This window comes from Paraburkholderia sp., assembly GCF_050742655.1.
Taxonomy (GTDB): Bacteria; Pseudomonadota; Gammaproteobacteria; order Burkholderiales; family Burkholderiaceae; genus Paraburkholderia.
Window position 1 is genome coordinate 160622 of the sequence record NZ_JBOIGG010000010.1, and the last position, 14234, is coordinate 174855.

Sequence of the window (14234 nt, forward strand, 5' to 3'; positions counted from 1 at the left end):
ATTCGTCTTCGAAACCGGTGGAGCTAACCGCGCCCCACCGCCGTTCTGACTTACTCCGCTGCAACCGCTTCGTCGAGCTTCACGAGTGCCGCGACGACACCTTCGGCATAAGCCGGATCGATCCGGCGGAAATGCTCGACCTGCCGCGCGACGATTTCATCCGGCACACCGTTGATCGACCGCGCGACGTTCGCGAACAGACGCTGGCGATGCGCGGCGTCGAAGATCCGGAACAGCGCAGCCGGCTGGCTGTAGTAGTCGTCGTCTTCGCGATGGTCGTAGTGGTCGACCGTGCCGGCCGCGAGCGGCGGTTCGATCGCGTTGCGATCCTGTGCGAAATCGCCGAAGCGGTTCGGCTCGTAGTTCGCCGTGCCGCCGAGGTTGCCGTCCGCGCGCATCGCGCCGTCGCGATGGAACGAGTGCTGGAACGGGCAACGCGACGCGTTCACTGGAATCTGGTGATGGTTCACGCCGAGCCGGTAGCGCTGCGTGTCTCCGTACGAGAACAGGCGGCCCTGCAGCAGACGGTCCGGCGAGAAACCGATGCCCGGCACCACGTTCGCCGGCGTGAACGCAGCCTGCTCGACGTCCGCGAAATAGTTCTGCGCGTTGCGGTTCAGCTCGATCGTGCCGACGTCGATCAGCGGGTAGTCGCCATGCGGCCACACCTTCGTGATGTCGAACGGGTTGTACGGCACCTTCGCTGCATCGGGCTCGGGCATCACCTGAATCCGGAAAGCCCACTTCGGGAAGCGACCTTCATCGATGCTGGTGACCAGATCGCGTTGCGCGCTTTCACGGTCGCCGGCCACCACCTCCGCCGCTTCGGCATCGCTATAGTTCTCGACGCCGTTCAGCGACTTGAAGTGGAACTTCACCCAGAACCGCTCGTTGTTTGCGTTGATGAACGAGTACGTGTGCGAACCGAAGCCATGCATCTGCCGATAGTTCTTCGGAATACCGCGATCGCTCATCAGGATCGTCACCTGATGCAGCGACTCCGGATGCCGCGACCAGAAGTCCCACGCCGCGATGTTGCTGCGCATGTTCGTGTACGGATCGCGCTTCTGCGTATGGATGAAGTCCGGAAACTTCAGCGGATCGCGGATGAAGAACACCGGCGTGTTGTTGCCCACCACGTCCCAGTTGCCTTCTTCCGTGTAGAACTTGATCGAGAAACCGCGCACGTCGCGCTCCGCATCGGCCGCGCCGCGCTCGCCGGCCACCGTCGAAAAACGCATGAACAGCGACGTGTCCTTGCCGACTTCGGCGAACACCTTCGCCTTCGAAAAACGCGAGATGTCGTGCGTCACCTTCAGCGTGCCGAACGCGCCCGAACCCTTCGCATGTACACGGCGCTCGGGAATGACCTCGCGATCGAAATGCGCGAGCTTCTCGATCAGCCAGACGTCCTGCAGCGCAACCGGGCCGCGTACGCCCGCGGTCAACGAATTCTGATTGTCGGCGACGGGTGCGCCAGCGGCTGTGGTGAGCTTGCGTTCGGACATGCTGAACTCCTGTGTATCGGGGATATCGGAATCGGGGGCTGGAAAGAAAAGCGGAAGGTGCGGTTCGCGCTCAGGCGGACAGTGCACGGTCGACCAGCAGTGCGAACGCCACCGTACGGGCGCCGCGCATCGTGGCGGCAAAGGCGCTGACCGACTGGGTTTGCGGAAGACTGGACTGGGACTGTTGCGATTGCGGCTGCATCGTGAGTTCCTCCGTAAGTGCGTTGGATCGGGCGATCCATGGAGGTCACTATAACAATACTATTGAATTTCTATATTTGATTAATTTTATCTATTCAATAGGTGCTGCAGCGGGCGCTTCTGGAGACCGGACACGCCGCATGCAAAGCGGCGGTCCGTGTTCAGTTCACTGCAACCGACATGTCCAGCTTGTTGACGCCCGACAGATCGCAGGAGGCGATCGCGTCGCTGACCGCGTCGATCGCGGGCATCCGTGTGAAGCTCTTGCGCCACGCGAGCACGACGCGGCGATCCGGCACCGGTTCGCCGAACGGCACATACGAAAGCAGTCCCGAATCGACGCCGCCCGCGTGCGGTTTCACCTCGTGCACCGACATCCGCGGCAGCACCGTAATGCCGACGCCGCTCGCGACCATATGGCGGATCGTCTCCAGCGACGACCCCTCGAACGTCTTCTGGATGCCGTCCGCGTTCTGCGAAAAACGCATCAGCTCCGGGCACACGCCCAGCACGTGGTCGCGGAAGCAGTGCCCACTGCCGAGCAGCAGCATCGTTTCCTGCTTCAGATCGTCCGCGGCGATCTTCGGACGCTTTTCCCATGCGTGGCCGGACGGCAGCGCGACGACGAACGGTTCGTCGTACAGCGGACGCAGCATCAAACCGGTTTCAGGGAACGGCAACGCCATGATCGCGACATCGATTTCGCCCTGCTTCAGCAGTTCGATCAGCTTCAGCGTGTAGTTTTCCTGCAGCATCAGCGGCATCTGCGGGACGCGCCGGATCATCTGCTTGACGAGCGTCGGCAGCAGGTACGGCCCGATCGTATAGATCACGCCAAGCCGCAGCGGCCCGACGAGCGGATCCTTGCCCTGCTTGGCGATTTCCTTGATGGCGAGCGTCTGTTCGAGCACGCGCTGCGCCTGGGTAACGATCTGCTCACCGATGGGCGTCACGCTGACTTCGCTCGTGCCGCGCTCGAAGATCTGCACGTTCAACTCGTCCTCGAGCTTCTTGATCGCCACGGACAGCGTCGGCTGGCTGACGAAACACGCCTCGGCCGCACGGCCAAAGTGCCGTTCGCGGGCAACCGCGACGATGTATTTCAATTCGGTGAGCGTCATTGGGGACCAATCAGTATGTTGGATTCGATAGGTTTCTGTTATACACCTATGGGGCCAATTCGCCAACCTTCAACCGGAGAGCCGCGCCCCAGGCGGCGCCGGGGCCATAGCCAGGCCTTCGGCTTAAGCCTTCAGATACTGCTCGCGCGCGCCCAGCCAGCGCGCCAGATGCTGGGTCACGGCGTCCGGCCAGCCTTCGAGCAGTCGCGCGGCGGCCTCGCGAGCCGGTTCGATCAGCCAGCCGTCCTGTTCGAGATCAGCGAACCGGAGCATGGCCGCCCCGGATTGCCGCGCGCCCAGAAACTCCCCCGGACCGCGAATTTCGAGATCGCGGCGCGCGATCTCGAAGCCGTCCGTGGTTTCGCGCATCGTCTGCAGACGCGCACGTGCCGTCTGCGACAGCGGGCCGGTATAGACCAGCACGCAGACCGACGCGGCACTGCCGCGCCCCACCCGGCCGCGCAGCTGATGCAACTGCGCGAGGCCGAAACGCTCCGCGTGCTCGATCACCATCAGCGACGCGTTGGGCACATCCACGCCGACTTCGATCACCGTCGTCGCGACCAGTAGCTGGACCTCGTTGCGCGTGAACGCGTCCATCACCGCGGCTTTTTCGGCCGGCGCGAGCCGCCCGTGCACGAGTCCCACGCGGAGTTCGGGCAGCGCCGCGACCAGCGTCTCCCAGGTTTCCACCGCAGTCTGCAGTTGCAGCGTCTCGCTTTCTTCGATCAGCGGGCAGACCCAGTACACCTGACGCCCCGTCAGCGCCGCTTCGCGCACGCGGCCGATCACCTCTTCGCGGCGCGCGTCGGCAACGAGTTTCGTCAGCACGGGCGTGCGGCCGGGCGGCAGTTCGTCGATCGTCGAGACGTCGAGATCGGCGTAATAGGTCATTGCGAGCGTGCGGGGAATCGGCGTCGCCGACATCATCAGTTGATGCGGCTGGAAGTCGTGTGCGCCATCCGCGGCGTTCTGAGCTTTCGCACGCAGCGCAAGACGCTGCTGGACGCCAAAACGATGCTGCTCGTCGACGATCACGAGGCCGAGGCGCGCGAATTCCACCGCGTCCTGGATGATCGCGTGCGTGCCGATGACCAGCTGCGCGGTGCCGAGCGCGGCCGCTTCGAGCGCGGCGCGCTTTTCCTTCGTCTTCAGACTGCCCGCGAGCCACGCGACCTGCACGCCGAGCGGTTCGAGCCAACCGCGCAGTTTGCGCGCGTGCTGCTCGGCGAGGATTTCGGTCGGTGCCATCAACGCGGCCTGGTAGCCGGCGTCGATCGCCTGCGCGGCTGCGAGCGCGGCCACCACCGTCTTGCCACTGCCGACGTCACCCTGCAGCAGCCGCTGCATCGGATGCGGCTGCGCCAGATCGGTGCCGATCTCCCCGACGACGCGCTGCTGCGCCCCCGTCAGCCCGAACGGCAACGCCGCGGAAAGCCGCGCGAACAGCGTGCCGGAATCGTCCGCGGCGAGCTGCGGCATCGCGGGCGCCGCGCGCGTGCGACGCGCTTCGTGTGCGCGCTTCAGCGACATCTGCTGCGCGAGCAGTTCCTCGAACTTGATCCGCACCCACGCCGGGTGCGTGCCGTCGATCAGCGCGGTTTCGTCCGCATCCGCGGCCGGATGATGCAGCGTGCGCACCGCCTGAATCAGCGGCGGCACACCGAGCGGATCGAGATACGCGCGCGCAATCGGCTCCGGCAACAGTTCGGGCAGAGCGGCGCGCGAGAGCGCGTTGTCGATCGCCTTGCGCAGGTACGCCTGGCTCACGCCGGCCGTCGTCGGATAGACCGGCGTCAATGCCTGCGGCAGCGGCGCGTCTTCTTCGACGGGTCGCACGGCCGGATGCACCATCTCCATCCCGAAGAAGCCGCCGCGCACATCGCCGCGCACACGCAGACGCGTACCGATGGCCATCTGCCGCACCTGCGAGCCGTAGAAATTCAGAAAACGCAGCACGAGTTCGTCGCCGGCATCGTCACGCAGCTTGACGAGCAACTGCCGGCGCGGCCGGTACGCGATCTCATTGTCGAACACGACGCCTTCGGTCTGCGCGACGCCGCCGGGCAGCAGTTCACCGATCGGTGTGAGCGTGGTCTCGTCTTCGTAGCGCATCGGCAAATGCAGCACGAGATCGATGTCGCGGGTGAGACCGAGCTTCGCCAGGCGGTCGGCGGTTTTGGTGGGGGCGGGCTGCTTTGCGGTTTGCTTCGCAGCCTTCTTCGCGGCAGGTGCATCGGCGCTGCTGCCTGCATCCGCGCCAGGCGGATCGACCGGCTCTACGGCTTTCCTGCCTCGCGCGGCGCGGCGCGGCGCATCGGCGCTGGCTTCGTCGGGTTCGGCGGTCGGTCGGCGGTCGGACAAGGGCATGAGTCGCTTCGCAAGTACAATATCGGCTTTCAACGGATTCATCGTGCTGCCGGCGCAAACCGGTGCGAGCGCCGCTACGGCGGCGTCCCGCAATCATAGCCGCTCGCCGCGCAGCGGCGGCCCGATCCGTTCTCCCGTCTTTCGTTCCGTATCCAGTCCGTTCGCATGTTCACGCTTTCCGATTTCGATTTCGCGCTGCCTCCCGAGCTGATCGCGCAAACCGCGCTGCCCGAGCGCAGCGCGAGCCGCCTGCTCGAGGTGGATAACGCAACGACGCCGGCCCGCTTCACCGACCGTCGCTTTGCGGATCTGCCTGGTTGCATCGCGCCCGGCGATCTGCTGGTCTTCAACGATACCAAAGTGCTGAAGGCACGCTTCCTCGGCCAGAAGGCCAGCGGCGGCCGCATCGAAGTGCTGGTGGAACGGCTGACTGGCGACCGCACCGTGCTCGCGCAGATCCGCGCGAGCAAGAGCCCGGCGACCGGCACGACGCTGCGTCTCGCCGATGCGTTCGACGTCACCGTCGGCGAGCGCGTCGAGCCGTTCTACACACTGCACTTCCCCGCCGATTGCCTGACGTTGATCGAGGAGTTCGGTCGCCTGCCGTTGCCACCGTACATCGAGCACGACCCCGACGCCATCGACGAAACACGCTATCAAACTGTCTACGCGCAGAATCCCGGCGCGGTCGCCGCGCCGACCGCGGGGCTGCATTTCGACGACGCGCTGCTCGCGACACTCGACGCTCACGGCGTCGAGCGCGCGACGCTCACGCTGCACGTCGGTGCCGGCACGTTCCAGCCGGTGCGGGTCGAGAACATTGCCGAGCATCGGATGCACAGCGAGTGGTACGCGCTGCCGCAAACGCTCGTCGATAAGATCGAGGCCGTGCGGGCACGCGGCAACCGCGTGATCGCGGTCGGCACGACGTCGATGCGTGCGCTCGAAGCCGCCGCGCGCGACGCCGAGGCCGCGGGCCGACCGCTCGCGGCGACGAGCGCGGAAACCGATATCTTCATCACGCCGGGCTACCGGTTTCGCGTGGTCGACCGGTTGGTGACGAATTTCCATTTGCCGAAATCGACGTTGCTGATGCTCGTGTCCGCGTTCGCTGGCGTCGAGACGATCCGTGCCGCGTATCGTCATGCGATCGACGAGCGTTATCGGTTTTTCAGTTATGGCGACGCGATGCTGCTGACACGGCACGAAGAAGCAGGCCGTTAAAAGTTTCCGCCCCACCCGCCGCCGCGCTCATCGCGACAGCGTCCAACACATGCGCCGAACTGTATTTCGGTGGCACAGGAGTTTTTGATGACCGACGGTCACACCCACGATCGCACCGATACGCCGCCCATCGACGGCCTCGCCTTCGAACTGCTCACCACCGACGGCGCCGCGCGGCGCGGCCGGCTCACGCTGAATCACGGCGTCGTCGAAACGCCGATCTTCATGCCGGTCGGCACCTACGGCACGGTCAAGGCGATCCAGCCGCGCGAGCTCGAGGAAATCCACGCGCAGATCATCCTCGGCAACACGTTCCATCTGTGGCTGCGGCCCGGCCTCGACACGATCGCCGCACACGGTGGCCTGCACGGCTTCATGGGCTGGAAGCGGCCGATCCTCACCGATTCCGGCGGCTTCCAGGTGTTCTCGCTCGGCGACCTGCGCAAGATCACCGAGGAAGGCGTCACGTTCGCGTCGCCGATCAACGGCGACAAGCTGTTCCTGTCGCCCGAAGTGTCGATGCAGATCCAGAAGGTGCTCGACTCGGACATCGTGATGCAGTTCGACGAATGCACGCCGTACGCGACCGACGGCGTGCCGACGTCGCACCAGGATGCCGCCGACTCGATGCGCATGTCGATGCGCTGGGCACAGCGTTCGATCGACGAATTCCGCGGGCTCGGCAATCCGAACGCGCTGTTCGGCATCGTGCAGGGCGGCATGTTCGAAGACCTGCGCGACGAGTCGCTCGCCGGCCTCGCGGCGATGGACTTCCACGGTCTCGCGATCGGCGGACTGTCGGTCGGCGAGCCGAAGGAAGACATGATGCGCGTGCTGAACCACATCGGTCCGAAGCTGCCCGCGCACAAGCCGCACTACCTGATGGGCGTCGGCACGCCGGAAGATCTCGTGGCCGGCGTCGCGGCAGGCGTCGACATGTTCGACTGCGTGATGCCGACGCGCAATGCGCGCAACGGCTGGCTCTTCACGCGCTTCGGCGACGTCAAGATCCGCAACGCGACGCACCGCAATTCGCTGCGCCCGCTCGACGAGCAGTGCGGGTGCTACACGTGCCGCAACTTCACGCGCGGTTATCTGCACCATCTGCATCGGGTCGGCGAAATTCTCGGCGCGCAGCTGAACACGATCCACAATCTGCACTACTACCTGGAACTGATGGGCGAGATCCGCGCGGCCATCGAAACCCACACGTTCGAAGCATTCCGCGCGACGTTCCACGAGAATCGCGCGAAGGGTGTCGACTAGTTCGACTGGCCCTCCACGTCATCGCGCCGCGACACATTACAATATCCTTTCGCAACGGCACCCGACCGCACCCATCCACATTGCATCGGGTAACGGCTTGATCGGAAAGCCGATTCAGGCACGCCGTCGCGTGAAGTGCCGGTGGTAGAATGACCGGCTGTTTTTTTGATCGTTATAACGGAGAGACCAACGTGTCGTTCATTTCCAATGCCTTCGGGCAAGGCAGCGCAGGTGGCGCCGAATCGAGCCTGATGAGCTTCCTGCCGCTGATCCTGATGTTCGCGGTGCTGTACTTCATCATGATCCGCCCGCAAATGAAGCGTCAGAAGGAACATCGCAACATGCTTTCCGCGATGGCGAAGGGCGATGAAGTGGTCACGAACGGCGGCATCGTCGGCAAGGTAACGAAGGTCGGCGATGCATACGTCGGCGTCGAAATCTCCGAAGGCACCGAAATCACCGTGCAAAAGGGATCGGTCACGACGATTCTCCCGAAGGGCACGATCAAGTCGCTGTAAGGCCGGCTCTCCCCGCGTCCGGCCTGTCGCGGTGCGTGAAGCCCAACCGTCGTCAACGGTGCTTCGCCGCCGCGCTCCCCGCCGGACGCCGCGCTCTCCAGCCAACCGTCCCGTTGGACTACCCTCATGAACCGTTACCCCCTCTGGAAATATGTCGTGATGCTGGTGGCGCTCGTCATCGGCCTCGTGTACACATTGCCCAACTTCTTCGGCGAAGCACCTGCAGTGCAGGTGTCAAGCGGCAAGGCGACGGTCAAGCTCGATTCAGGCACGCTCGCGCAGATCGAAGCGGCGCTCGCCACCAGCCAGATCAAGCCTGACGAAATCACGTTCGACAACGCGGCGATCAACGCGAACATCCGCGTGCGCGTCGGCGACACCGACACGCAGCTGCGCTCGAAAGACCTGCTGCAGAAATCGCTGAACAGCGATCCCAACGACCCGCAATATATCGTCGCGCTGAACCTGCAAAGCGCGTCGCCGCACTGGCTGACCGTGCTGCACGCGCTGCCGATGTATCTCGGTCTCGATCTGCGTGGCGGCGTGCACTTCCTGCTGCAGGTCGACATGGCCGGCGCGCTGAACAAGAAGCTCGATTCCGACTCCTCCGACGCGCGCACGCTGCTGCGCGACAAGAACATCCGCGACGGCGGCGTGAACCGCGTCGACCAGTCGGTCGTCGTGAACTTCGCCGATCAGGACGTCGCCGAGACCGCGCGCAAGCAGCTCGTCACCGGCGTGACCGAACTGCAGTGGGCCACGCAGCCGGCACCGACAGGCGGTTTCCAGGTGGTCGGCACCTTCACGCCGGCCGAGCAGAGGACCGTTCAGGACGCCGCGCTCAAGCAGAACATCACGACGCTGCATAACCGCGTGAACGAACTGGGCGTCGCCGAGCCGGTGATCCAGCAGCAAGGCTCGGACCGCATCGTCGTCGAGCTGCCCGGCGTACAGGACACCGCGAAGGCGAAGGACATCATCGGCCGCACGGCGACGCTCGAAGCACGCCTCGCCGACCCGAACGGCTTGCATCCGAATCCGACCGACCCGGTGCCGCCGGGCGACGAACTCTTCACGCAGGGCAACCAGGCGCCGGTGCTGCTGCGCAAGCAGGTGATCTTCACCGGCGATCGCATCATCGACGCGTCCGCCGGCTTCGACGAACACCAGCGTCCGTCGGTCAACATCCGCCTCGATTCCCGGGGAGGCCGTGCCGTGGCGAGCGTGTCGCGCGACAACATCGGCAAGCCGATGGCGATGGTGCTGTTCGAACGAGGCAAGGGTGAAGTACTGACCGTCGCGACGATCCAGTCCGAACTCGGCGACCGCTTCCAGATCACCGGCCAGCCGACCCCGCAGGCCGCGGCCGATCTCGCGCTGCTGCTGCGCGCCGGCTCGCTCGCCGCTCCGATGGACATCATCGAGGAACGCACGATCGGCCCGAGCCTCGGTGCCGACAACATCCGCAAGGGTTTCCATTCGGTCGTGTGGGGCTTTGTTGCGATCGCCGTCTTCATGATCGCGTACTACATGCTGTTCGGCGTGATCTCGATGATCGGGCTGTCGGTCAACCTGCTACTGCTGATCGCGATCCTGTCGATGCTGCAGGCCACGCTGACGCTGCCGGGTATCGCGGCAATCGCACTGGCGCTCGGTATGGCGATCGACGCGAACGTGCTGATCAACGAGCGCGTGCGTGAAGAACTGCGCAACGGCGCGCCGCCGCAGCTCGCAATCCAGAACGGCTACGCGCATGCATGGGCGACGATTCTCGACTCGAACGTGACGACGCTGATCGCCGGTCTCGCGCTGCTCGCCTTCGGTTCGGGCCCGGTACGCGGCTTCGCGGTTGTCCACTGTATCGGCATCCTGACGTCGATGTTCTCCGCGGTGTTCTTCTCGCGCGGCCTCGTGAACGCCTGGTACGGCGGCAAGAAGAAGCTGAAGTCGCTCGCGATCGGCCAGGTGTGGCGCCCGGCCGAGGTCGGCGTCGACGGTGCCGCCGCGTACCTCGAGAACAGCGACGCGGACACCGATACCGCCAGGGCGATCAATCAGGCCGCCAACCAGGCCGCCGCCCGTGCGAAAACGCCGGCACGTCCTGGCAAGCCGGTGGTTCGCCGCCGCGATGCGGGCAGTGCGCCGCGCAAACCGGGCTCGTCTCGTTGAGCCCCCGCTGAGTCCCGGAGACGCACACCATGGAATTTTTCCGCATCCGCAAAGACATCCCGTTCATGCAGCGCGCGTTGATCTTCAACGCGATCTCGCTGCTGACGTTCATCGCCGCCGTATTTTTCCTGCTGCATCGCGGGCTGCATCTGTCGGTGGAATTCACCGGCGGTACCGTGATCGAGGTGCAGTATCCGCAGGCCGCCGTGCTCGAGCCGGTGCGTGCGACGCTCGACAAGCTCGGTTATGCCGACGCGCAGGTGCAGAACTTCGGCACGTCGCGCGACGTACTGATCCGGCTGCCGATCAAGCAGGGCCTCACGTCTGCGCAGCAGAGCGATCAGGTGATGGGCGCGCTGAAGGCCGCCGATACGCAGGTGCAACTGCAGCGCGTCGAGTTCGTCGGCCCGCAGGTGGGCAAGGAACTCGCTACCGACGGCCTGCTCGCGCTCGCGTGCGTGGTCGTCGGCATCGTGCTGTATCTGTCGTTCCGCTTCGAATGGAAGTACGCCGTGGCCGGCGTGATCGCCAACCTGCACGACGTGGTGATCATTCTTGGCTTCTTCGCGTTCTTCCAGTGGGAGTTCTCGCTATCGGTGCTCGCCGCGGTGCTCGCGGTGCTCGGCTACTCGGTGAACGAATCGGTCGTTATCTTCGACCGGATTCGCGAGACCTTCCGCCGCGAACGCAAGCTGACGGTGATGGAGGTGATCAACCACGCGATCACCAGCACGATGTCACGCACGATCATCACGCACGGCTGTACGCAGATGATGGTGCTGTCGATGTTCCTGTTCGGCGGCCCGACGCTGCACTACTTCGCGCTCGCGCTGACCGTCGGTATCCTGTTCGGGATCTACTCGTCGGTGTTCGTCGCTGCGGCGATCGCGATGTGGCTCGGCGTCAAACGTAAAGACCTGCTGAAGGACAAGAAGGAACGTCACGACCCGAACGATCCGAACGCGGGCGCACAGGTGTAAGCGCTACGACGGTTCGTACGAAGTCTCGAAGCACAAAGGCCGGTTCTCGCGAACCGGCCTTTTTCGTTTACCGCCCACGCCCCTGCGTGAACAGAAAAGCGGCAACCGTTCAGCGATATCCCAGCTTGAGCCGCGCGCCAGCCAGCGCGATCAGACTCACCAGCGCGGCGAAGATCATATAGAAGCTCGGCGCGACCTTCGTGCCAGACGCGTCGATCAGCCACGCGATGATGAACGGCCCGAAGCCGCCGAAGATCGTCACCGCGATGTTATAGGCGAGCGACATGCCGGTCGTGCGCGTCTGCACCGGGAAGATCTCCGACAGCAGGCCAGGCAGTGCCGCAAAGTAACCGGTCATCAGAAAGCCGAGCACGATCTGCACGACGATCAACGTGCCGAGCGTTGGGTTCGCGACAAGGTACGCGAACAGCGGGTAGATCAGCACCAGCAGCAATACCGCCGGCACCAGCATGATCGACGTGCGGCCCAGCCGATCCGACAGATGCCCGACGAACGGCGCAAACACCAGCTGGATCAGGCCGGTCAGCGCGATCGCACCGAACGTCAACGACGGCGCGAGGCCCAGCTGCTTGACACCGAAGGTCGGCATGAACAGCACGAGATAAGTCGACACGGTGCCGAGCACGACGATGCCAACCGCGATCGCGAGCCGCAGCTTCTGGTTTGCGAACGTGTCGCGCAACGGCGTGTCGGTGGTTTCGGCCGCGAGGAATTCCGGCGTTTCGTCGAGCTTCGTGCGGATGTACCACGCGACCGGTCCGATCAGCAGCCCGAAGAAGAACGGCACGCGCCAGCCCCACGCGGCCATTTGCGCAGGCGACAGTCCACCGGTCAGCACTGCGCCGAAGCCGGCCGCAAGCAACGTGGTGAGCCCCTGGCTCGCCACCTGCCAGCTCGCGAAGAAGCCGCGCCGCGCGGGCACGTGTTCGGCAAGAAACGCGGTCGCGCTGCCGAACTCGCCGCCCGCCGAGAAGCCCTGGATCAGCCGCGCGGTAACGAGGATCACGGGCGCCGCGACGCCGATCGTCGCGTAGGTGGGCAGGATCGCGATGATCAGCGTGCCGATCATCATCAGCAGGATCGACAGCGTGAGCGCCGCCTTGCGGCCCGCGCGGTCGGCGTACGCACCGAGCACGATCGCGCCGAGCGGCCGCATGAAGAACGACACACCGAACGTGCCGAGCGTCAGGAGCAGCGAGACCGCGTCGTTGCCGGCCGGAAAGAACAGCTTCGAGATGATGACCGCGAAGAAGCCATACACCACGAGGTCGAACCATTCGAGCGCGTTGCCGACCGATGCGGCCGCGACCGTGCGCCACGCACTCTGGCGGGGTACCGCCGCACCTGCTGCCGTCGTTGTACTCATGCAGATCTCCGTCGCGCGCGCCTGGTGTGGGCGGACGGTCGTAGCCGTTCCGCAGACCGGCCAGGGTGCGCGCATACCCGGTCCGGTGTCTGCGCTCTATGTACCTGAAAAATTAAAACCACGCGAGTGGGGCTTACCGTGCGATGCCATGCAATCGATACGATGCAGCCATGAAAAAAACCGCTTCGCCGCCGTGAGGCGGGCGAAGCGGTTGTCATGACGGCAGTACTGCGGCCGCGCGGCTTGTTGCCAGGTTACTGCTTGATGCCTTCAGCCTGGATATGCAGCTTCGTTTCCATCTTGAAGCCGTACGTCTTGCCGAAGCCGACGCCGAAATCGTCGCGGTTGAACGAGCCTTCCGCTTCGACACCGCACACTTCGCGCTTGAGCATCGGGTGCATGACGCACTTGAACGAATCGATCTTCAAGTTGAGCGGCTTCGTCACGCCGTGCAGCGTGAGCGAACCCACCACTTCGACCGGCTTGTCGCCGTCGAACTTGATCTGCGTGCCCTTGTAGGTCGCGGTCGGGAACTTCGCGGTGTCGAGGAACTTCTCGCCCGTCACTTCCGTGTCGAGCTTCGCGTTGCCGGTCTGGATCGAAGCGGGATCGACGGTGACGTCGACCGTACCGGTCTTCGCCGCGCGGTCGAGCGTCACGGTGCCCGAGCTCTTCGTGAACTTGCCGCGCCATATCGACAGTCCGTCGAAGTGATCGGCTTCGAAGCTCGGATACGTGTGCTGCGGGTCGAGCTGATAGGTGTCGGCGGCGAATGCACCGAACGACAGGGACGACGCGAGCGCGCCGACAGCGATCAAGAGGGTCTTGTTCAAGTCATGCTCCTTGTTATAAAAGCGCACCGCACAAACGCGCCGTGCATACGGACAGGTTGCTACTCCTTTACCTTGCTTCGTTGCGCTTACTTGTGTGCAGCAACGATATGAAACTTGATCTCCACTTCATCGGCGACGACCGACGTGTCCTTCCATTCGCCAGTGCCGATGTCGAACTGCGAACGCTTGATCGGTACCGAACCATCGAAGGTCTGCGTCGCGCCCTGCTGGGTGACCGTCACCGGCACGGACACGGTCTGCGACTTACCCTTGATCGTGAGCTTGCCGGTCACCGTGAACTTGTTGCCGCCAGCCGGCGCGATCGCGCTCGACACGAACGTCGCGCCCGGATAAGTCTTCGCGTCGAACCATTCCTTGCCGCGCACCTGATCGTTGTAGGCCGGGTCACCAAGGTCGTAGCTGCCGATGTCGACCGTGAACTGCGCGCTGCCCGCCGCGGGCTTCGCCGGATCGAACGAGACCTGCGCGGTGAACTTGTTGAACTTGCCTTCCACCGGCACGTTCATCTGCTTCGAGATCGCGGTGACCGTGCTCTTCGCGACGTCGACCTGCGCAAAAGCGCTGCCGGCAGCGGTCAGCGACGCGGCAGCGAATGCCGCCAGCATGTAGCGATAAAACGAGACCTTCATGGTCATC

12 protein-coding genes are annotated in these 14234 nt (G+C 64.4%); 5 read left to right on the top strand and 7 right to left on the bottom strand.

Annotated features, from left to right (window positions below; translation table 11 throughout):
• Nucleotides 1–50 precede the first annotated feature (50 nt).
• The 4 genes from ACREXZ_RS16200 to recG form a co-directional block, all read right to left on the bottom strand.
• Nucleotides 51–1508, bottom strand: a complete 1458-nt coding sequence (locus tag ACREXZ_RS16200; RefSeq protein WP_431765113.1) for a catalase — start codon at nucleotides 1506–1508, stop codon at nucleotides 51–53.
• Between the two features lie 70 nt (nucleotides 1509–1578).
• A complete protein-coding gene (locus ACREXZ_RS16205; RefSeq protein ID WP_431765114.1) occupies nucleotides 1579–1710 on the bottom strand; it encodes a hypothetical protein in 132 nt (43 codons plus the stop codon).
• A 160-nt stretch (nucleotides 1711–1870) separates the two neighbouring features.
• Nucleotides 1871–2830 (bottom strand): hydrogen peroxide-inducible genes activator, encoded by a 960-nt coding sequence (locus ACREXZ_RS16210; protein ID WP_431765115.1) that lies wholly within the window; start codon nucleotides 2828–2830, stop codon nucleotides 1871–1873.
• 123 nt (nucleotides 2831–2953) lie between these two features.
• On the bottom strand, nucleotides 2954–5200 hold the full coding sequence (recG, locus tag ACREXZ_RS16215) for an ATP-dependent DNA helicase RecG (RefSeq protein WP_431765116.1): 2247 nt from the start codon (nucleotides 5198–5200) through the stop codon (nucleotides 2954–2956).
• Nucleotides 5201–5365: 165 nt separating this feature from the next.
• Here recG and queA point away from each other — a divergent pair, with 165 nt between their 5' ends.
• From queA to secF, 5 genes are all read left to right on the top strand, one after another.
• Nucleotides 5366–6424: a tRNA preQ1(34) S-adenosylmethionine ribosyltransferase-isomerase QueA gene (gene queA / locus ACREXZ_RS16220; protein ID WP_431765117.1), complete on the top strand. Its 1059-nt coding sequence runs from the start codon at nucleotides 5366–5368 to the stop codon at nucleotides 6422–6424.
• Between the two features lie 87 nt (nucleotides 6425–6511).
• Nucleotides 6512–7690 carry a tRNA guanosine(34) transglycosylase Tgt gene (gene tgt, locus ACREXZ_RS16225; RefSeq protein WP_431765118.1) on the top strand — a complete coding sequence of 393 codons (1179 nt, stop codon included), beginning with the start codon at nucleotides 6512–6514 and terminating at the stop codon, nucleotides 7688–7690.
• Nucleotides 7691–7881: 191 nt separating this feature from the next.
• Nucleotides 7882–8208 (top strand): preprotein translocase subunit YajC, encoded by a 327-nt coding sequence (gene yajC / locus ACREXZ_RS16230; protein WP_431765119.1) that lies wholly within the window; start codon nucleotides 7882–7884, stop codon nucleotides 8206–8208.
• 126 nt (nucleotides 8209–8334) lie between these two features.
• The gene (secD, locus tag ACREXZ_RS16235) at nucleotides 8335–10377 is read left to right on the top strand and encodes a protein translocase subunit SecD (protein ID WP_431765120.1); all 2043 of its coding nucleotides are present in this window, start codon (nucleotides 8335–8337) and stop codon (nucleotides 10375–10377) included.
• 29 nt (nucleotides 10378–10406) lie between these two features.
• Nucleotides 10407–11357 (top strand): protein translocase subunit SecF, encoded by a 951-nt coding sequence (gene secF / locus ACREXZ_RS16240; protein ID WP_431765121.1) that lies wholly within the window; start codon nucleotides 10407–10409, stop codon nucleotides 11355–11357.
• Nucleotides 11358–11466: 109 nt separating this feature from the next.
• On the opposite strand, the gene ACREXZ_RS16245 is transcribed toward secF, so the two are convergent.
• From ACREXZ_RS16245 to ACREXZ_RS16255, 3 genes are all read right to left on the bottom strand, one after another.
• Nucleotides 11467–12744, bottom strand: a complete 1278-nt coding sequence (locus tag ACREXZ_RS16245) for an MFS transporter (RefSeq protein ID WP_431765122.1) — start codon at nucleotides 12742–12744, stop codon at nucleotides 11467–11469.
• Between the two features lie 254 nt (nucleotides 12745–12998).
• Nucleotides 12999–13577: a YceI family protein gene (locus ACREXZ_RS16250; protein WP_431765123.1), complete on the bottom strand. Its 579-nt coding sequence runs from the start codon at nucleotides 13575–13577 to the stop codon at nucleotides 12999–13001.
• Between the two features lie 86 nt (nucleotides 13578–13663).
• The gene (locus tag ACREXZ_RS16255) at nucleotides 13664–14227 is read right to left on the bottom strand and encodes a YceI family protein (RefSeq protein WP_431765124.1); all 564 of its coding nucleotides are present in this window, start codon (nucleotides 14225–14227) and stop codon (nucleotides 13664–13666) included.
• Between the last annotated feature and the right edge of the window lie 7 nt (nucleotides 14228–14234).

Coding starts and splice junctions, on each gene's coding strand:
- secD (WP_431765120.1), top strand. CDS start 8,335: ATGAACCGTTACCCCCTCTGGAAATATGTCGTGATGCTGGTGGCGCTC.
- ACREXZ_RS16200 (WP_431765113.1), bottom strand. CDS start 1,508: ATGTCCGAACGCAAGCTCACCACAGCCGCTGGCGCACCCGTCGCCGAC.
- secF (WP_431765121.1), top strand. CDS start 10,407: ATGGAATTTTTCCGCATCCGCAAAGACATCCCGTTCATGCAGCGCGCG.
- ACREXZ_RS16205 (WP_431765114.1), bottom strand. CDS start 1,710: ATGCAGCCGCAATCGCAACAGTCCCAGTCCAGTCTTCCGCAAACCCAG.
- ACREXZ_RS16210 (WP_431765115.1), bottom strand. CDS start 2,830: ATGACGCTCACCGAATTGAAATACATCGTCGCGGTTGCCCGCGAACGG.
- recG (WP_431765116.1), bottom strand. CDS start 5,200: ATGCCCTTGTCCGACCGCCGACCGACCGCCGAACCCGACGAAGCCAGC.
- queA (WP_431765117.1), top strand. CDS start 5,366: ATGTTCACGCTTTCCGATTTCGATTTCGCGCTGCCTCCCGAGCTGATC.
- ACREXZ_RS16255 (WP_431765124.1), bottom strand. CDS start 14,227: ATGAAGGTCTCGTTTTATCGCTACATGCTGGCGGCATTCGCTGCCGCG.
- ACREXZ_RS16245 (WP_431765122.1), bottom strand. CDS start 12,744: ATGAGTACAACGACGGCAGCAGGTGCGGCGGTACCCCGCCAGAGTGCG.
- tgt (WP_431765118.1), top strand. CDS start 6,512: ATGACCGACGGTCACACCCACGATCGCACCGATACGCCGCCCATCGAC.